At 60.5% G+C, this 16,970-nt stretch carries 15 protein-coding genes and 3 tRNA genes; 7 read left to right on the top strand and 11 right to left on the bottom strand.

The window, feature by feature from the left end; translation table 11 throughout:
- Window positions 1–183: 183 nt before the first annotated feature.
- The 5 genes from ACTJLB_RS07170 to ACTJLB_RS07150 all read left to right on the top strand — a co-directional run bounded on the left by ACTJLB_RS07170 (window position 184) and on the right by ACTJLB_RS07150 (window position 5,131).
- Window positions 184–1,107: a YicC/YloC family endoribonuclease gene (locus tag ACTJLB_RS07170; protein WP_027776353.1), complete on the top strand. Its 924-nt coding sequence runs from the start codon at window positions 184–186 to the stop codon at window positions 1,105–1,107.
- 17 nt (window positions 1,108–1,124) lie between these two features.
- A complete protein-coding gene (gmk, locus tag ACTJLB_RS07165) occupies window positions 1,125–1,808 on the top strand; it encodes a guanylate kinase (RefSeq protein ID WP_020069050.1) in 684 nt (227 codons plus the stop codon).
- A gap of 60 nt (window positions 1,809–1,868) precedes the next feature.
- Complete coding sequence (gene rpoZ / locus ACTJLB_RS07160) at window positions 1,869–2,072, top strand: DNA-directed RNA polymerase subunit omega (RefSeq protein WP_006025620.1); 204 nt, start codon at window positions 1,869–1,871, stop codon at window positions 2,070–2,072.
- A 111-nt stretch (window positions 2,073–2,183) separates the two neighbouring features.
- The gene (locus tag ACTJLB_RS07155; protein ID WP_440782889.1) at window positions 2,184–4,544 is read left to right on the top strand and encodes a RelA/SpoT family protein; all 2,361 of its coding nucleotides are present in this window, start codon (window positions 2,184–2,186) and stop codon (window positions 4,542–4,544) included.
- 95 nt (window positions 4,545–4,639) lie between these two features.
- Window positions 4,640–5,131, top strand: a complete 492-nt coding sequence (locus ACTJLB_RS07150; protein WP_440782888.1) for a phage protein NinX family protein — start codon at window positions 4,640–4,642, stop codon at window positions 5,129–5,131.
- A gap of 96 nt (window positions 5,132–5,227) precedes the next feature.
- Here ACTJLB_RS07150 and ACTJLB_RS07145 read toward each other — a convergent pair.
- Together ACTJLB_RS07145 and ACTJLB_RS07140 are read right to left on the bottom strand one after the other, a co-directional pair.
- Window positions 5,228–5,304, bottom strand: a tRNA-Arg gene (locus ACTJLB_RS07145).
- Between the two features lie 79 nt (window positions 5,305–5,383).
- Window positions 5,384–5,460: transfer RNA gene (locus ACTJLB_RS07140), tRNA-Arg, on the bottom strand.
- A gap of 120 nt (window positions 5,461–5,580) precedes the next feature.
- On the opposite strand from ACTJLB_RS07140, the gene greB reads away from it, so the two are divergent.
- Window positions 5,581–6,150 (top strand): transcription elongation factor GreB, encoded by a 570-nt coding sequence (gene greB / locus ACTJLB_RS07135; protein ID WP_440782887.1) that lies wholly within the window; start codon window positions 5,581–5,583, stop codon window positions 6,148–6,150.
- 99 nt (window positions 6,151–6,249) lie between these two features.
- Here the strand turns inward: greB and ACTJLB_RS07130 are convergent, their stop codons facing one another.
- Window positions 6,250–7,395, bottom strand: coding sequence for a porin (locus ACTJLB_RS07130; protein WP_440782886.1), 1,146 nt, complete (start codon window positions 7,393–7,395; stop codon window positions 6,250–6,252).
- Window positions 7,396–7,966: 571 nt separating this feature from the next.
- Window positions 7,967–8,215 carry a hypothetical protein gene (locus ACTJLB_RS07125; RefSeq protein ID WP_440782885.1) on the bottom strand — a complete coding sequence of 83 codons (249 nt, stop codon included), beginning with the start codon at window positions 8,213–8,215 and terminating at the stop codon, window positions 7,967–7,969.
- A 547-nt stretch (window positions 8,216–8,762) separates the two neighbouring features.
- On the opposite strand from ACTJLB_RS07125, the gene ACTJLB_RS07120 reads away from it, so the two are divergent.
- Complete coding sequence (locus tag ACTJLB_RS07120; protein ID WP_440782884.1) at window positions 8,763–9,914, top strand: exonuclease domain-containing protein; 1,152 nt, start codon at window positions 8,763–8,765, stop codon at window positions 9,912–9,914.
- Window positions 9,915–10,019: 105 nt separating this feature from the next.
- Here ACTJLB_RS07120 and ACTJLB_RS07115 read toward each other — a convergent pair whose 3' ends face one another.
- The 7 genes from ACTJLB_RS07115 to pepN all read right to left on the bottom strand — a co-directional run bounded on the left by ACTJLB_RS07115 (window position 10,020) and on the right by pepN (window position 16,965).
- Window positions 10,020–10,616, bottom strand: coding sequence for a chorismate mutase (locus tag ACTJLB_RS07115; RefSeq protein WP_310352599.1), 597 nt, complete (start codon window positions 10,614–10,616; stop codon window positions 10,020–10,022).
- A gap of 275 nt (window positions 10,617–10,891) precedes the next feature.
- Window positions 10,892–11,041, bottom strand: a complete 150-nt coding sequence (locus ACTJLB_RS07110; protein WP_006050185.1) for a hypothetical protein — start codon at window positions 11,039–11,041, stop codon at window positions 10,892–10,894.
- Between the two features lie 984 nt (window positions 11,042–12,025).
- A tRNA-Thr gene (locus tag ACTJLB_RS07105) sits at window positions 12,026–12,101 on the bottom strand.
- A 54-nt stretch (window positions 12,102–12,155) separates the two neighbouring features.
- The gene (locus tag ACTJLB_RS07100; RefSeq protein ID WP_020069041.1) at window positions 12,156–13,172 is read right to left on the bottom strand and encodes a class 1 fructose-bisphosphatase; all 1,017 of its coding nucleotides are present in this window, start codon (window positions 13,170–13,172) and stop codon (window positions 12,156–12,158) included.
- A 131-nt stretch (window positions 13,173–13,303) separates the two neighbouring features.
- A complete protein-coding gene (locus tag ACTJLB_RS07095) occupies window positions 13,304–13,759 on the bottom strand; it encodes a HigA family addiction module antitoxin (protein WP_088175277.1) in 456 nt (151 codons plus the stop codon).
- Window positions 13,760–13,775: 16 nt separating this feature from the next.
- Entirely contained in the window at window positions 13,776–14,057 is a 282-nt protein-coding gene (locus ACTJLB_RS07090) for a type II toxin-antitoxin system RelE/ParE family toxin (protein ID WP_020069039.1), read from the bottom strand.
- A 202-nt stretch (window positions 14,058–14,259) separates the two neighbouring features.
- Complete coding sequence (gene pepN, locus ACTJLB_RS07085) at window positions 14,260–16,965, bottom strand: aminopeptidase N (protein ID WP_204522309.1); 2,706 nt, start codon at window positions 16,963–16,965, stop codon at window positions 14,260–14,262.
- Between the last annotated feature and the right edge of the window lie 5 nt (window positions 16,966–16,970).

Here is a 16,970-nt window from a genome sequence, read left to right as displayed (position 1 = left end):
GATTTTACAGCCGATCCGCGCAGGTATGCGCCCCGTCGGCGCGCCGCGTCGGCCGTGGCTCTCCAAGGGGTCCCATCGCCAAAAATGGGATAATGCCGTTTCCCCGCCTCGCGTCTCGTACACGCCGGGCGATTCGACTCTTCGGCCAGCGTCTCACGCATGGCCACCATCGCGAGAAATACGATGATCTACAGCATGACTGGCTATGCGAGCGCGACACGCGAACTCGTCGCGGCCTCCGGCACGGGCGGCGTGAGCGTGTCGGTCGAACTGCGCACGGTGAATTCGCGCTTTCTCGACCTGAACTTCCGTATGCCCGAGGACGTGCGCGTATGCGAACCCACGCTGCGCGAAATGCTGATGAACAAGCTGTCGCGCGGCAAGGTGGATATTCGTATCAATCTGCAGCGTAGCGAACAGACGGCAAACGCCGGTTCGATCAATCATGACGCGCTGACGCAGCTTGCGTTGCTGGAGCGCACCGTGCTGGCGACGTTTCCGGAAGCGGGCCGTCTGCGCTCGGGCGAAATTCTGCGCTGGCCCGGCGTGCTCGCCGAGACGGGCGTGGCGCCGGACGTGCTGCGCGACGCAGTGCTTGCATGTGGCAAACAGGCCATTACCGATCTGATCGACGTACGCGCCCGCGAAGGCGCACAACTGGCCACGATGCTGCTCGCCAACGTCACCGAGATGGAAGCGATCGTCACGAAGATCACGCCGCTCGTGCCGGAACTGATCACGAAGCATCAGCAGAAGATCGTCGAGCGACTGCAGGAGGCGCTCGGCATTGCCGCGCCCGAAACGGCGGCGACCACCGTGTCGCGGGAAGAGATCAACGAGCGGATTCGCCAGGAAGTGACGATGTACGGCATCCGCATCGACATCGCCGAAGAACTGTCGCGGCTCACGGCTCACCTGAACGAAACGCGTCACGTGATCCAGAAGGGCGGCAAGGTCGGCAAGCGGCTCGACTTCATGATGCAGGAACTCAATCGCGAAGCGAACACGCTCGGCTCGAAGGCGGCGGCGAAGGAACTGGCGGATTCGTCGATGACCTTGAAGCTGCTCATCGAACAGATGCGCGAGCAGGTACAGAATCTGGAATAAGGCTGGAGCATCACAACATGACCGATCACCACACACGCGAAAGCGGCGCACCGCGCAACCCGTATGCCGGAGCGTATCCGGGCAACCTGTTCATGGTCGTCGCGCCGTCGGGCGCCGGCAAGTCGACGCTCGTGAACGCGCTGCTTGCCGGCGACGACGCGATTCGTCTCTCAATCTCGTACACGACGCGTCCGCCGCGCCCGAAAGAGCAGGACGGCGAGCATTACCACTTCACGTCCGTCGACGATTTCATGCGGCGTCACGACGAGGGCGAGTTTCTGGAAAGCGCCGAAGTGCACGGCAACTACTACGGCACTTCGCGCGTGTGGATCGAGGAGCAGATGAAGAGCGGCCATGACGTGCTGCTCGAAATCGACTGGCAGGGCGCGCAACAGGTGAAGAAGCAGTTTCACAACGCGGTCGAAATTTTTATCCTGCCGCCATCGCTCGAAGCGCTCGAAGAGCGTCTGAAAAAGCGCGGCCAGGACGAGCCGAATGTGATTACGCGCCGGCTTCTCGCTGCAGGCAGCGAGATGGCGCACGCGGCCGAAGCCGAGTATGTGGTGATCAACGAGAACTTCGATCGCGCGCTCGGCGAACTGCAGTGTCTCGTGGCTGCTACGCGTTCGCGCTTCGCCTCGCAATACGCGCGTCATACGCAGCTTTTCGTGCAGCTCGGCATTCACCTTCCGCACCCCTGAGCGCGGCGGCGATTCGAGCACATAAGGTAGAATAAGCAACATACTGAGAAGGAACTCAACATGGCCCGCATTACCGTCGAAGACTGTCTCAAACAGATCCCGAATCGTTTCGAACTCGCGCTCGCCGCAACGTATCGCGCGCGTCAGCTCGCTCAAGGCCACACGCCGAAAATCGAAAGCCGTGACAAGCCCACGGTCGTCGCGCTGCGCGAAATCGCGGCCGGCCAGGTCGGCGTCGAAATGCTGAAGAAGGTGCCGGTTTAAGGCGCACTGTTTCTGTTTTCGGTTGGCAAGCATTTTTGCCATAGTTTTTGCGTCACCTGATTGCATCAACGTGCAGACCGGCGTCAACTCTCAACCGCTACGGAGGCGACCATGAGTACTACCCCGCCCACCGCCACGGAAGCGGAGCATGACGCCGACTCGCCCTCGTCTGCACGCAAGTACATCGACGCGGTCCTAGAACAGTCGTTTCGCCATCTGTTCGGGCCGACCGCCACGCCGGAGCAGCCGCGCCGGCATGACGTCGTATCGATTGCCAAGCTGACGTCCGCGTTGTCCGGCTATTTGCAGCCGGAAGAGATCAAAGAGGTCAAGGCGGCCTTCCATTTCAGCGACGAAGCCCACCTCGGCCAATATCGCCAGAGCGGCGAACCCTACATCACGCACCCGGTTGCCGTTGCGGAAATCTGCGCCGGCTGGAATCTCGACGGCCAGGCAATCATGGCCGCGTTGCTCCATGACGTGATGGAAGACCAGGGCGTGACCAAGGCCGAGCTCGCCGAGCGTTTTGGCGCAAAGGTTGCGGAACTGGTCGACGGTTTGTCGAAACTCGACAAGATGGAGTTTCGCAATCGCGAGGAAGCGCAGGCGGAAAATTTCCGCAAGATGCTGCTCGCCATGGCGCGCGACGTCCGCGTAATTCTCGTGAAGCTGGCCGACCGGCTGCACAACATGCGCACGCTCGGCGCGGTGCCGCCCGAAAAGCGTCGTCGCGTGGCGCGCGAAACGCTGGACATCTACGCGCCGATTGCGCACCGGCTCGGCTTGAACAATACGTATCGCGAGCTACAGGACCTGAGTTTCGCGAACTTCAATCCGCATAGGTATGCCACGCTCGAGAAAGCCGTAAAGGCGGCGCGCGGCAACCGGCGGGAAGTGGTCGGCAAGATTCTGGAATCGGTGCAGCGCGCAATCGCCGACGCGAAGATCGACGCGGAAGTGACCGGTCGCGAGAAAACCATTTTCAGCATCTACAAGAAAATGCGCGACAAGCAGTTGTCGTTCTCGCAGGTGCTGGACGTGTACGGCTTTCGTGTGGTGGTGGGCAGCGCGCTCGAGTGCTACACCTGCATCGGCGCATTGCATGCTCTCTACAAGCCGGTGCCGGGCAAGTTCAAGGACTACATCGCGATCCCGAAGGTGAACGGCTATCAGTCGTTGCACACTACGCTCGTCGGTCCGTTCGGCGCGCCGATCGAGTTCCAGGTGCGTACCCGCAAGATGCACGAGATCGCCGAAGCCGGCGTGGCGGCGCACTGGCTGTACAAGAACGGCAGTGCGGATCTGAACGATGTGCAAAAGCGCGCGCATCAGTGGCTGAAGTCGCTGCTGGACATTCAGAGCGAAGCCGGCGACTCGAGCGAATTCCTCGAGCACGTAAAGATCGACTTGTTCCCGGACGCGGTCTACGTCTTTACGCCGAAGTCGAAGATTATGGCGCTGCCGCGCGGCGCCACGGCGCTCGACTTCGCGTATTCGATCCACAGCGACCTGGGCAACCAGTGCGTCGCGGTCAAGATCAATAACGAATTGCTGCCGCTGCGAACCGAGTTGAAGAGCGGCGATATCGTCGAAGTCATCACGGCGCCGTATTCGAAACCGAATCCGGCGTGGCTCGGTTTTGTGCGCACCGGCAAGGCCCGTTCCGCGATCCGCCACTATCTGAAAACGATGCGGCTGAACGAATCGGTTCAGCTTGGCGAGCGTCTCGTCGATCAGGCTTTGAAGGGCTACGGCCTGGCGCTGTCGGACGTGACGCCCGAAGCTTGGGAAAAGCTCGTGCAGTGGACGGGCAACAAAAATGGCCAGGAAATTTTCGCGGACATCGGTCTCGGCCGACGCGTCGCGGCGGTCATGGCGAAGCGTATCGAAGTGTTGATGAGCGGCCGCGATGCCGACGACGACGGTTCGCGCTCCGAGTCCGGTTCCACGCCGCATGCGCCGCCGGTCGTGATCACCGGCACCGAGGGCATGTCGGTGCAACTGTCCGCATGCTGCCGTCCGATTCCGGGCGATGACATCATGGGCTATATCGGCATTGGCCTCGGCATGGCCATCCACACTACCGACTGCCGCGTTGCACAGCGAATCCACCGGCGCGATCCCGGCCGCTGGATCGACGTGGCGTGGGCGCCGCAACCGGGGCGTCTGTTCGACGTCGCAATCAAGGTGCTGGTCAAGAACACGAAGGGCGTGTTCGCCCGCGTGGCCGCAGACATTACTTCTGCAGACGCGAACATCGTGCATATCGCGATGGACGAAGACCTGTCGCAGGAATCCACGATCTTGCGCTTCGTGATTCAGGTCAGCGATCGCGTTCATCTGGCCAACGTCATGCGCCGCGTGCGTACAAATCTCGACGTAATGCGCATCGCGCGTGAGCGGCCGAGCGACGACGGCCATCACCGGCATGACGGCGGCATGCGAATCGACCGCGAGCGGGCCGATTACTGACCTCTGCCGCCCATCGGGCGGAGAGGCGCTGCTTCTTTCTGCCGGAACGCCGGCGCCGCTAGCGAGTCTCACCTGAAAACTCAGGGAGAACGCTGATGAAAGTAGCTGACCTCGAAGGCCTCGCACTGGATTATTGGGTGGCCCGCAGCCTGCACGATTTCGTGCGAGAAATTCACTTCACCGACAGCGGCGAGACCGTCGCCATCCGCGGGAACGATCGTGGTCGTCCGTGGGATGGCCGTTTCACACCGACCACCTCATGGGACGCCGCTGCGGCAGTGATGGAGCGCGCGCGTCGGCTCGAAATGCGCGAACGTAGCGGGGAAAGCCCTGCACACTGCGTGGCGGAATTCGAAGGCGGCCGCGGTGAGGTGGAGGGACGTGGCGACTCGTTGCGCGTGGCGCTGCTGCGGGCGTTCGTGGAAAGCCGGTTCGGCGATAGCGTGGGCGAAATGCTGCACGAGTCGCAGATGCTGGTCGACAACACGGCTCGGCGCATAGCCGAAGCCACCGCTGGCTATACTTTTGAAGAGGTTCCGAGCCCGGACGGGCACATCGGCGATATTCAGTCTCCGCCACGGCCATGACGGCAACACGGCGATCACCGTGCTGTCGTGCGAGCGGTTGACGCAGAAACGCGCCGGAAAGACAAAGGGCCTTCCAACTGGAAGGCCCTTTAGAGGTGGTGCGGCTGGCAGGATTCGAACCCACGACCCCTTGGTTCGTAGCCAAGTACTCTATCCAACTGAGCTACAGCCGCACGCGAAACAGGTGGTGCACTACTTCACTAAAACTGGGTAAAACATAAGGGCCTCCCCGGAGGGAGGCCCTCGAATAAGTGGTGCGGCTGGCAGGATTCGAACCCACGACCCCTTGGTTCGTAGCCAAGTACTCTATCCAACTGAGCTACAGCCGCACGCAGAAACGAGATTATAGCAAAGGTTTCAAAAAAGGGAAGCGTGTAACTGCGATTTGTCTCATTGTCATGATCGTGTACCCTAGTGGAGCAGCCGTTTGCTGCAGCTTATGGATCATCATGAACAAGGCCTTTGTCAAAGAGTCGAGCGACGATAATGACGACGATCTCGACGTCGCCCAGCCGGAAATCCCCGCCGGAACCAAAAACTACATCACGCCTGCCGGTTACCACCGCATGCGCGATGAACTGCTGCATTTGATCGACGTCGACCGGCCAGAGGTCGTGAAGCTCGTGTCATGGGCTGCATCGAATGGCGACCGCTCCGAGAACGGCGATTACATCTACGGCAAGCGCCGCCTGCGCGAGATAGATCGGCGCATCCGCTTTCTGACCAAGCGTCTGGATCTCGCCGAGGTTGTCGACAGCAGCAAGCAGGAAAACGTCGATCAGGTCTTTTTCGGGGCGACTGTCGAATATGCGACAGAGGACGGTGAAGAGCACACCGTGACGATTGTCGGCATCGACGAGGTCGATCTCGATATCGGACACGTGAGCTGGATCTCGCCGATCGCACGGGCGTTGCTGAAGGCGAAGGTGGGTGACACCGTGACGTTGTACACGCCGGCCGGTCCGAAGCCAATCGACATTCTCGACGTCAAATATCCGCCTGCAAAGAGCGACGTCTAGTCTGCCACCTCGTGCAAACTTGTCCGCACGGAGCGTTTTCAGGCAATAAAAAAGGCGCCGCGAACGGCGCCTTCCATGCTGCGGGTCCTGCCCGCCGCGTTAGAAGCGGTGACGCAGACCTGCCGTGACCGCAACCTGCTTGTTGTTGCTCGAAGCACCCAGACCGTTGATGTCTGCACCAACGATCGCGCCTTCGTTGACCTGCTGGTATTCACCCTGCAGATAAACGTCCGTGCGCTTGGACAGTGCGTACGCCGTTTGCAGATTGAACTGATTCCAGTGCGGACGGGTGCCCGCGAGGCTCGCACGCGTGTACGTGTACGAACCGGCAATGCTGACAGCCGGCGTCAAAGCGTAACGAGCGTTTGCTTCGTAGTTCTGGAAGTGCGCGCTGTTGCTCGGCAGACCGATGCCGCCGGTTTGGCCCGAAGCACCTGCGCCGATGCCGACGAGACCCGACAGGTTCGTCTGCGAATAGACGAGGCCGACGGTTGCCGGACCAAACGCGTAGTTCGCGCCTGCGCCCCACGTCTGCTGACGGCGAGCGAAGAACGTATTGTCGCTAGACACGGCACCGCCGGAGTTGAACGCCGCAGCCGCGCCGTTCGCGCCGTTGCTGTTCAGTTGCAAATATGCTGCGCCGACGTTCAGGCCGCCCCAGTTGTACGACGCGCCCGCGCTGTAGGCGCGGTTGTTTGCGAAACCGTCAGCCTGGTTCGAGAAGCCATACAGGCCGCCGAACTTGAAGCCGCCGTAGTTCGCGCTCGTGTATTTGACCGAGTTGTTGATACGGAACGAGTTGTTCAGGTTGTCGTTGTCGAACGGGTGGGCGAACTGCGTGCCGCCGTATTGCGTACCGGTCAGCGCCAGCGGGCCAACGTAGTCAACCATGCTGTCGTATTGACGGCCAAGCGTGACGGCGCCGAACTGGGTGCTCGACAGGCCAACGAATGCCTGACGGCCGAATTCGCGACCGCCTTGTTTCAGCGAGCCGTCATTGATGCCGAAGCCGTTTTCCAACGTGAAGATCGCCTTCAGGCCGCCACCGAGGTCTTCCGCACCGCGCAAGCCCCAACGGCTGCCGTTCACCGAACCGCTCGTCTCTTGCCAGTTGCTGTGACCGTGCTGGTTGTTGGTGTAGGTAATGCCGGCGTCGATCAAGCCGTACAGCGTGACGCTGCTTTGAGCGTGCGCCGCAGTTGCAAAAACGCCCGTCAGGGCCGCGACCATGAGAGTCTTTTTCATTTTGTTACTCCGAAAGCGAGAGTGAGCGGTGAATCGTGCTTCGGAAACCTTCACGCGGGCGCTGCGAGAGGCGTATCCGTGTCAAGGTGCGCTTGAAGGTAGAGCGCTGATTTCCGGTTACGCAAAGTGTAGAGAGAGCGTTGATTCAATGGACGTTTCGATTCTCGCAATAAAGAATTACTTGATTCGAAACGATGAAAGAATTCCGCCAAAGCCTTGCTGGTCAATGGCTGCGGGCATGCCAGCAAGTATCCGAACTGATGAATGCGAAGTGGCGTTGCGAAATCGCGACGGTAATTCGATGCGAAAAAACAACGAAATCCAGCCGTCAACTTATTGTTGTGGTTCTAGCAACAGACGATTGTATTTTGTGTGAATAATCGGTTTGGGATTAAACGCTATACTGAAAGTTCTGCTTTCCGAAGCGGACTTTTTCGTTGACGAAAAAGATCTCCAAACCTTTGTCGGCGCGACTTCCCAGTCGCGCTTTTTTTTCGTCCGCTAATTGGCGAGTCGGCCGCGAGTCGGCCGCGAGTTGGCGGCGGGGTGGCGTTATGGCGCCGGGCGAGGATCAGTGGGCAGATGCGGCGCGGTCCGCACTCCACTCATCCGTTGTGGTCGCGGTCCAATCTTCCATGACGTAGCGTCGGGCGTCCATTGGGGAGGACAGCAGGTTCTGCCAGTGGTCGCCGTGCCACATCGGATCGAATTCCAACGCCGATGGCTGACTTGACTCTGGCGGGAGAGGTGAGGCGGCGGGCGATCGTTCCAGATGAGGAATCAGATTAGAAAGGATTCGGCGGATATCACTGAACTGCATGGCAACCTCCTGATGCGCATTACCGCAAACGCTGGTTTCATGATCCGATTGCGTCGGTCCGCGAACAAGTCGGAGAAACACTTATCAACGTTGCAGAGCATTACAGGCACTGGCGGTCGGAAAATACTTCTTTCTTTTTATTCGATGGTTATTCGGCCTGAGTAATATTGACGTAAGCGCGCGGAGCGATGCGATTAGGCTGTCGATATGAACGCCGATCTATCGCATCGCAGAAAAAAGTGCGTATCGCCGGAGTTTCATTGGACCTATTTAAATAAAGGGCACAAAATCCATCCGATGAACAATTTGTTAAGCGCACAAGAAAAAGAATTTCCAAATGCCTTACTAAACCTGCGACTCAATTACTCACGGTCGATATAACGCGCGTACTTTTCAAGCCCCCGCCGCGTTGCGAGATGAGGCTGCCGCCGACTCCTGGAGACCCTTTGCCGGCGAAGAGCGGTCGAGGCCCTGCCGATGCCCGCAGGTCACCGGCCGCTAACTAGTGCATACTTGGCGCAAAGTCACGCGTCCAAGCATTCCTTTCATGTCTGAACAGTTTTTGTCCGAACCGGCCCTCAGCGATCCCATCGTCTTTGTCGATCTGGAAACCACCGGCGGCTCGACTAACGAGCACCGCATCACCGAAGTCGGCGTCGTCGAAGTAGGGCCGGCCGGCGTCTCGCGCTGGAGCAGCCTCGTCGATCCGCAGCAACCGATCCCGTCGTTCATCCAGCAGCTCACCGGCATCACGAACGCGATGGTGCGCGGCGCGCCGACGTTCGACGCCATCGCGCCCGAACTGTTCGCCCGACTCAACGGCAAACTGTTCATCGCGCATAACGCCAGCTTCGACCGAGGGTTTCTGCGCGGCGAGTTCCGCCGTGCCGGCCTGTCCTTCGACCCGGACGTGCTGTGCACCGTGCGCCTGTCGCGCGCGTTGTTCCCGTCTGAAAAGCGCCACGGGCTCGATGCGCTGGTTGAGCGGCACTCGCTGGTGCCGTCCGACCGGCATCGCGCGCTTGCCGACGCTGATCTGATCTGGCAGTTCTGGCAGCGGCTTCACGGCCTCGTGCCGCTAGACGTTCTGCGCGCGCATATCGAGCGCACGACGCGGCGCTACCGGTTGGCAGGCGACATCACCGAAGATCTGCTTGAGACCGCACCTGCCGGATGCGGTGTCTACGCATTCTATGGAGACGACGACTTGCCGCTGTACGTCGGACGGAGCGTGCGCGTCCGTCAGCGACTTCGTGCGCATCTGACAGGCGAACGACGTTCGTCGAAAGATATACGGCTTGCGCAGCAAGTGAGGCGCGTAGAGTGGCGCGCCACCGGCGGCGAGTTGGGTGCGATGCTCGCCGAGGCGCAGTGGATCGCGACGCTGCGGCCGGGGCACAACCGTGTGCCGCGCGTTTCGAAGAGCGATCCTGCGGGCGCGCCGTGGCCGTTCCAGGGGCCCGTCGTTTTCGAGGAGCATGAAGAAGCGTCGCAGGCGCGCGCTTTCCATGTCGTCGACCAATGGTGTTACATCGGCCATGCGCCGTCGCTGGCGCAAGCGACCGAACTGCATGCAGCCAGTCTGGCCGGCGGCTTCGAAGCGTCGACCTACAAGATTCTTCAGAGCCACCTTGCGCGCGGGTTGCGGATCATGCCGCTCAGCGTGCTGGACGCCGCGCCAGTCGTAGGCGTCGTTTGACCGCTCTCGCCTGATTGCGCGGCTGCTACGCGTGACCAGGGGGATCTCGTTATTCCTCGCGGCGCAACGTTCTTCCTTCGCCCGCTTCTTGCGTCTACCGAACCGTCAGCCGGTTGCGCCGACGCCACCGCTTTCGCATACGTGCCCAAGCGCGCGATTCAATGCAGTTGAGCGCGCGGAATCATAGCGGGTCATAGACTTCCAGCTAGCCAGCGATTGCGCGACGCGCGACGGACAATCCGGCGCCCCGCGCAGCGGTTGCACGCGAGCAAGGCCGGCGACGAGCGATTGCGTCAAGCGATCCAGTTGTGGGCGCGTGCTCGTTGCGAGGTCGGGAGCCGGCTCCTGCGGCGGCTGCGTTGCGCGCCAGCTCGCAAAAAGCGCGTTCTGCACATCTTTGCTCGCGTCGATCTGATCCTGGAAGAACGCGCGCGCGAACGCCGGATCGACGTTGGCGGCTGCCGCTCGTTTCTCCACATCAGCAAGCAACGCCTGCTCGCGCGGCGTGTCGGTGATTGCCTGGTGATTAGCCCACTTCCAGCGCGCGACCGGTTCCGCGAGGGCGAGTCGCTGCGACGCGAGCGCGATCAGATTCGTGAGCGCGGTATCGTCGCCGTCGGCGAGGGCAGAACCAGGGGCAGCCAGGAGTGATGCGAGAAGGGCGAGCGCGCACGGCGCGGCGAAGCGAAACAGGCGATTCATAAGGTGGACGATGGCCGGGCGGCTGTGGAAGGAAAGCTGAAGCATAGACGATGCTTCATTGCCCAAGCGTTTTCGCCGGCATCAAAGCGGTGCTGCCGGTCGCGCCAGAACAGCCGGTTCACGCGGTCAGAGGCGGTCGCAGGCTCGAGTGCGAGCGTCAACGCCAGTCAGCGCTAGTCAGCCTGGTGAGAGTGATCCAAAGAAATCAGCGAGCCGCGCGGCACCGCGCCTCGTGCCAAGCACAAGGACCGCTACCGAGTCGCGCCGCTGCACAATTACTTTGCGTCGCAAGACTTGCGTTGTTCGTCGAAAAAGGCGCGCACATGCTCCGGCAATTCCGCCCCGAGAAACTCGACGCCGACAGGTTCCGGATCCGGGCTAAAGACTTTGTCCGGGGTCGGGATCTTCGGTGGTTTGGCATCCATGATCGTTCTCCTTTACAAACCGATTATCGGCCTCGTGCCCCGTTTCGCACCAGTGTCCGATTAGCATCACACCATCTTTGTTGCTTTAACGGCACAGCGCACCATTTCAGCAGAGCTTCTGATGAAATTTATAGGTTTGCTTGTGTCGTCGTTCGTGGTCTTCCGTACAGTTTCGATGTCGAATGTTTCGAAATTCTCTCGCGAGCCTTATCTGACGGGCTGTTGCGAAGGTGAGCGGCACCCTCGCGGTATAAGTCGTCAGTATGGCCCGGGTATTCCCGGATTGGCGATCAATTGGTGCATTGCGATATCGGCATAATCTTCCCGGTAAAAAGCGAACGTTCGTTTATTGCCGATCGGACATTTATTCTGTCGTAACCACGGTGATTACTTTGTAAACGATTTATTTGTCACCTCGTTGACGAGGCGCCAAATTTTAAGCGCGATACGCATAAGGCTCTCCTCGCATGCGAGTGCGTCAGCCGTGTCGTGTTGCCGGCGTCAACGCTGCACACTTTGCGCCAAAACTTCGTCTGCTTGAGTGACGAGCCTCGCCGCATCAGCGTCGAATCCTATGATGAAGGTGGCTGGTTTCGGTCGGCCACAGTGCGGTGGACAACTGACCCCCGCCGGCCAACGCGGAAGATGGTTGTCTTCGCATTCAGAGGGTTCGTCATGGAAAACGTTGTGTACTGGAATGGACGGCAGGTCGGAATCGAATGCGATGGCCGCATCTCGTGGTTTCCGTCAGCGCCGAATGAAGCAGTAGCAGCGTACGGAGGCGCTAAGCGCACGGACGGCAAAGAAGGCGCCGGTCAGATGAGCGACACGATCGTCGCGCGCAACCTGGGGACAGTCGCGCAATTTGGTAGACCTGACTTGCGTGGCTAGGAAGCGAGCGGGATAGGTCGACGAAAAGCAAAAAAGGTCGATGAAAAGCAAAAAGCCCAGTCACGAGGACTGGGCTTTTTGCTTGAATCTTGATGGTGCCGGAAAGAGGAATCGAACCCCCGACCTTCGCATTACGAATGCGCTGCTCTACCGTCTGAGCTATTCCGGCATCAGGAGAAACGAGATTATAGGGACTTCTTTATTGGCTTGGCAAGCCCTCGAATCACTTTTTTGTTTCGAGATGGTAGCGGGTCACGCGGTCCACTTCGTTCTTCGATCCGAGGAACACCGCAACGCGCTCATGCAAGCTCTTGGGCTGAATGTCGAGGATGCGCTTTTCGCCGTTGGTTGCAGCGCCGCCCGCCTGTTCAACGATGAACGCCATCGGGTTCGCTTCGTACATGAGCCGCAGCTTGCCCGGCTTCTCCGGCGTGCGCTTGTCGGCCGGATACATAAAGATGCCGCCACGATTCAGGATACGGTGCACGTCTGCCACCATCGACGCGATCCAGCGCATATTGAAGTCGCTTTGACGCGGGCCGTCTTTGCCCTGCTTGAGTTCGCCGATGTACTGCTCAACCGGCGGATACCAGTGACGCTCATTGGACGCATTGATTGCGTACTCCCGCGTTTCGACAGGAATGCGCATGTCGCTTTGCGTGAGCACCCACGAACCGAGTTCACGGTCGAGTGTGAAGCAGTTCACGCCGTTGCCGGTGGTCAGCACCAGCACGGTTTGCGGTCCGTACACCGCATAACCCGCAGCAACCTGTTCTGTGCCTGGCTGCAGGAACGACTGTTCGGTGGGCTGCTGGCCATCTGGGCAGCGGAGCACCGAAAAGATCGTGCCGATAGAAACGTTCACGTCGATGTTCGATGAGCCGTCGAGCGGATCGAACACCAGCAGATACTCGCCCTTCGGATAGTTCGCGGGGATAGGGAAGAACTGCTCCATTTCCTCCGACGCCATGCCCGCCAGGTTGCCGCCCCATTCGTTGGCTTCGAGCAGGATTTCGTTCGACAGAATGTCGAGCTTCTTCTGTACTTCACCCTGGACGTTCTCGCTGCCGGCCGTGCCGAGTGCGTCGCCCAATGCGCCTTTGCTAACGTGATAGCTGATCGCCTTGCATGCCCGTGCGACAACTTCGATCAAAAGCCGCAGGTCGGCCGGCAGGTTATTGGTTTCCCGCTGCTGCTCGATCAGGTACTTCGTGAGAGTGGTACGACGTTGCAAGGACATTGCTGTACTCCAGGAGGCTTGAGGAATATCCCGATTTTAACCGCTCGGTGTGTCCGCTCTGTGCTTTTGACATCGGAGCGCGCATGCAATGGCGCCCGATCGGTGCCAGCGGCTCTGCGTGAGCGAGCCGTTCAGCCTTTGCGCCGGGCCTTTCCGCCCGTCGCGTTGCCGCTCACGCTTGCTGCGAGCGCCGCAGCCCGGGCGTGTTCCGCCGATACCTTCGGCAGCTTCGGACGGTCCGCCTTAGGCATGGGTTCTATCTCGCGTTCGATCTGCTCGCCCGCTGCCGCCGTGGCAACGCGCAGGTCGTATGCGATTTGCAGGTTGAGCCAGAACTGCGCGCTCGCGCCGAAATAGCGCTCGAGGCGCAGCGCAGTGTCCGCGGAAATCGCGCGCTTGCCGCGGACCACGTCGTTGATGCGCGGCGCCGGTACGCGCAACGCGAGCGCAAGCGCGTTGACTGACATGCCGAGCGGTTCGAGAAATTCGCTGCGCAGAATCTCACCCGGATGGATCTCCTCGATGCTGTCTCCCGCGTCGATGTCGGAGAAATCGATACTGTCCAGATCGGAGCGTTTGATGACCATGCCGGTCTCCCAATAATCAGTGATAGTCGACAATCTCAACATTCAGCGCCTCGCCTTCGATAAAGTGGAAACAGATGCGCCACTGAGCGTTGATCCGGATGCTCCATTGCCCGCTGCGCTGGCCTTGCAGTGCTTCGAGCCGGTTGCCGGGCGGCGTGTGCAAGCTGTGGATGCAGTCTGCAGCGTCGATCATCAGTAACTTGCGGTACGCGAGCGCCTGGATATGACGCGGCAACGTATGCACGAACTTGCCCTGAAAGATTCTCGCCGTAGCCTTGTCGCCAAATGTCGTGATCATGGGATCATATAACGAATCGCGTTAAACGTAAAACGTTAAATGGATGCGTTTACTTTCACCCGTCCGGACGCGGCCGACCAGTCAGCCAGACGGCTAACGTCGATGCGAGTCTGAGACCCGAAGTCGTCGTAAAACAAAGGGCGAAAAAAAAGCCGGCAACGTGTGCCGGCTTTTCGATACGGAGGACCGCGTCAGCGGAGCGTCATGCGAGCGCTTTCTCGACAATCTCACGCACGTCGCGCGATTTGACCTGCGACGCCACTTTTTCCAGCGCCGCGCGCATGCCTTCGCGCAGCGTCGGCGTGAAGCGGCGCCACAATTCGAGCGACCGCGCGAGGCGGGCGGCCACTTGCGGGTTGATCGCGTCGAGTGCGATTACCTGGTCCGCCCAGAACGCGTAACCCGAGCCGTCTTCGGCATGGAACTGCGCGGGGTTGGCCGCGCAGAAGCTGAAAATCAACGAGCGCGCGCGGTTCGGATTTTTCAGATTGAAGGCCGGATGCGTCATCAGCTTGCGTACGACGTCGATGACCGGACGCTGCGCGCTGCCGCGCTGCGTGGCCTGCAAAGCGAACCACTTGTCGATCACAAGCGGCTCCTTCTCGAAGCGCCGGTAGAAGTCGTCGAGCGCATGCTGCGCTTCCGCGCTGCCGCCATTTGCCGCCGATGCATTGAGCAACGCGGACAGCGCCGCCGCGCGGTCCGTCATGTTGTTCGCCGCATCGTATTGCGCGGACGCGAGCCGCACCGTTTCCGACGGATCGTCGAGCTCCGTGAGATAAGACAGCGCCAGGTTCTTCAACGCACGGTGGCCTGCCGCCGCCGGCGTGGCTTCATACGGGCCGGGCGTGCGATGTTGCTCGTAAATCTTGAGCCAGTCGTTCTTGAGTGCATTGGCGAGGCGCTTGCGCACGAACTGCCGCGCCGCATGCACGGCCGCCGGATTGGATTCGGCCATCTGCTCGGCGAGATACGCTTCGGACGGCAGCATCAATGCAAGTTCGCGGAAGGCTGGAGAGAGCGACTCGTCCGTGAGTACGCGTGCGAACGCGGCCGCCACCGAGTCGTCGAGCTGCAGTTCCTCGCCGCTCGCGGCCCGTCCTGCTAGCGTCAGCAACTCGCGCGTGGCGAGCCGTTGACCGGCTTCCCAGCGGTTGAACGGATCGCTGTCGTGCGCGAGGAGGAACGCCAGTTGATCCGCCGAGTAATCGTATTCGACGATCACCGGCGCCGAGAAATTTCGCAACAGCGATGGCAACGGTTCCTGCGCCACATTGACGAACGTAAAGGTCTGTTCGGTCTGCGTGAATTCGAGCACGCGAGTGGTCGAGTCCGAAGCCTTCGGCTCGCTCTCCAGTTGCAACGGCAAGTCTTTCCCGTCTTTGCCGATCAGGCCGATCGCAAACGGAATCAGCAGCGGGCCTTTTTGCGTTTCGCGTGCGGCCGGTGCCGCGTCGCCATAACCTTGCGTGAGCGTTACGCTGTAGCGCTGCTGCGCGGCGTCGTAACGCGTGCGCACCGTCACCCGCGGCGTGCCCGCCTGGCTGTACCAGCGCTCGAACTGCGCGAGGTCGCGGCCGTTCGCGTCGGCGAGCGCGTGACGGAAGTCGTCGCAGGTCACGGCCTGGCCGTCGTGCCGCTTGAAATACAGGTCCATGCCTTTGCGAAACCCTTCGCGGCCGAACAGCGTCTGATACATCCGCACGACTTCGGAGCCTTTCTCGTAGACCGTCATCGTGTAGAAGTTATTGATCTCGACGTAGCTTTCGGGACGCACTGGGTGGGCCATCGGTCCGGCGTCTTCGGCGAACTGCATCTGGCGCAGCACACGCACGTCTTCGATGCGCTTGGTGGCGCGCGCGGCTTCGTCACTGCCGTCGGCCTCGCCGGCGGCCATGTCGGCCGAAAATTCCTGATCGCGAAATACTGTCAGGCCTTCCTTGAGGCTCAACTGGAACCAGTCGCGGCAGGTCACGCGATTGCCGGTCCAGTTGTGGAAATATTCGTGGCCGACCACCGCCTCGATATTCGCGAAGTCGGTGTCGGTCGCCGTTTCGGGATTCGCCAGCACATACTTCGTGTTGAAGATGTTGAGCCCCTTGTTCTCCATCGCGCCCATGTTGAAGTCGCTCACGGCGACAATCATGAAGCGGTCCAGATCCAGTTCGAGCCCGAAGCGCTCCTCGTCCCAGCGGATCGAGTGAATCAGCGAATCCATTGCGTGACGCGTCTTGTCGAGATCGTGCGGCTCGACCCATACCTGCAGCAGTTTTTCCTTGCCCGAACCCGTCTTGACGCGCTCTTCCAGCGCAACGAGCTTGCCGGCGACAAGTGCGAACAGATAGCTCGGCTTTCTGAACGGATCTTCCCAGCGCGCGAAATGGCGGCCGTCCGGCAGATCGCCTTCTTCGAGCAGATTGCCGTTGGACAGCAGCACGGGGTAATCGGCCTTGCTGGCTCGCAGCGTCACCGTGTAAGTGGCCATGACGTCCGGCCGGTCGAGGAAGTACGTGATGCGGCGAAAGCCTTCGGCCTCGCACTGCGTGAAGAAATTCCCACTCGAAACATACAGGCCGGAGAGCGTGGTGTTCGCGGCCGGATTGCAGATGCTCGTGAGCGTGAGCTCGAACTTCTCCGGCACGTTGTCGAGGACCAGCCCGTGTTCGTGCGCATGCGCGTTGGCGAACGGCTGGCCGTCGAGCGTAGCGCTGACGAACTCAAGCTGTTCGCCCATTAGCTCGAGATGCGCGGCGCGCGACGCGTCCGGATTGCGGCGCACGCGCATTGTGTTCTTCACGACCGTGCGTTCCGGCAGCAGGTCGAATTCGAGTGCGACGGTGTCGATCAGGAAAGCGGGCGGCGCATAATCGGCGCGGCGGATCACATTGGGCGTTGCGGTATCGGCCATGGCGT

This window comes from Paraburkholderia sp. 22098 (assembly GCF_052045935.1).
Taxonomy (GTDB): domain Bacteria; phylum Pseudomonadota; class Gammaproteobacteria; order Burkholderiales; family Burkholderiaceae; genus Paraburkholderia; species Paraburkholderia caledonica.
The sequence above is the reverse complement of the archived record's forward strand: the minus strand, read 5'-3'. Positions and strand labels throughout refer to the sequence as shown.

What these genes read in the sequence shown, in the direction of transcription:
- ACTJLB_RS07170 (WP_027776353.1), top strand. Translation starts at nt 184, where the DNA reads ATGATCTACAGCATGACTGGCTATGCGAGCGCGACACGCGAACTCGTC.
- gmk (WP_020069050.1), top strand. Translation starts at nt 1,125, where the DNA reads ATGACCGATCACCACACACGCGAAAGCGGCGCACCGCGCAACCCGTAT.
- rpoZ (WP_006025620.1), top strand. Translation starts at nt 1,869, where the DNA reads ATGGCCCGCATTACCGTCGAAGACTGTCTCAAACAGATCCCGAATCGT.
- ACTJLB_RS07155 (WP_440782889.1), top strand. Translation starts at nt 2,184, where the DNA reads ATGAGTACTACCCCGCCCACCGCCACGGAAGCGGAGCATGACGCCGAC.
- ACTJLB_RS07150 (WP_440782888.1), top strand. Translation starts at nt 4,640, where the DNA reads ATGAAAGTAGCTGACCTCGAAGGCCTCGCACTGGATTATTGGGTGGCC.
- greB (WP_440782887.1), top strand. Translation starts at nt 5,581, where the DNA reads ATGAACAAGGCCTTTGTCAAAGAGTCGAGCGACGATAATGACGACGAT.
- ACTJLB_RS07130 (WP_440782886.1), bottom strand. Translation starts at nt 7,395, where the DNA reads ATGAAAAAGACTCTCATGGTCGCGGCCCTGACGGGCGTTTTTGCAACT.
- ACTJLB_RS07125 (WP_440782885.1), bottom strand. Translation starts at nt 8,215, where the DNA reads ATGCAGTTCAGTGATATCCGCCGAATCCTTTCTAATCTGATTCCTCAT.
- ACTJLB_RS07120 (WP_440782884.1), top strand. Translation starts at nt 8,763, where the DNA reads ATGTCTGAACAGTTTTTGTCCGAACCGGCCCTCAGCGATCCCATCGTC.
- ACTJLB_RS07115 (WP_310352599.1), bottom strand. Translation starts at nt 10,616, where the DNA reads ATGAATCGCCTGTTTCGCTTCGCCGCGCCGTGCGCGCTCGCCCTTCTC.
- ACTJLB_RS07110 (WP_006050185.1), bottom strand. Translation starts at nt 11,041, where the DNA reads ATGGATGCCAAACCACCGAAGATCCCGACCCCGGACAAAGTCTTTAGC.
- ACTJLB_RS07100 (WP_020069041.1), bottom strand. Translation starts at nt 13,172, where the DNA reads ATGTCCTTGCAACGTCGTACCACTCTCACGAAGTACCTGATCGAGCAG.
- ACTJLB_RS07095 (WP_088175277.1), bottom strand. Translation starts at nt 13,759, where the DNA reads ATGGTCATCAAACGCTCCGATCTGGACAGTATCGATTTCTCCGACATC.
- ACTJLB_RS07090 (WP_020069039.1), bottom strand. Translation starts at nt 14,057, where the DNA reads ATGATCACGACATTTGGCGACAAGGCTACGGCGAGAATCTTTCAGGGC.
- pepN (WP_204522309.1), bottom strand. Translation starts at nt 16,965, where the DNA reads ATGGCCGATACCGCAACGCCCAATGTGATCCGCCGCGCCGATTATGCG.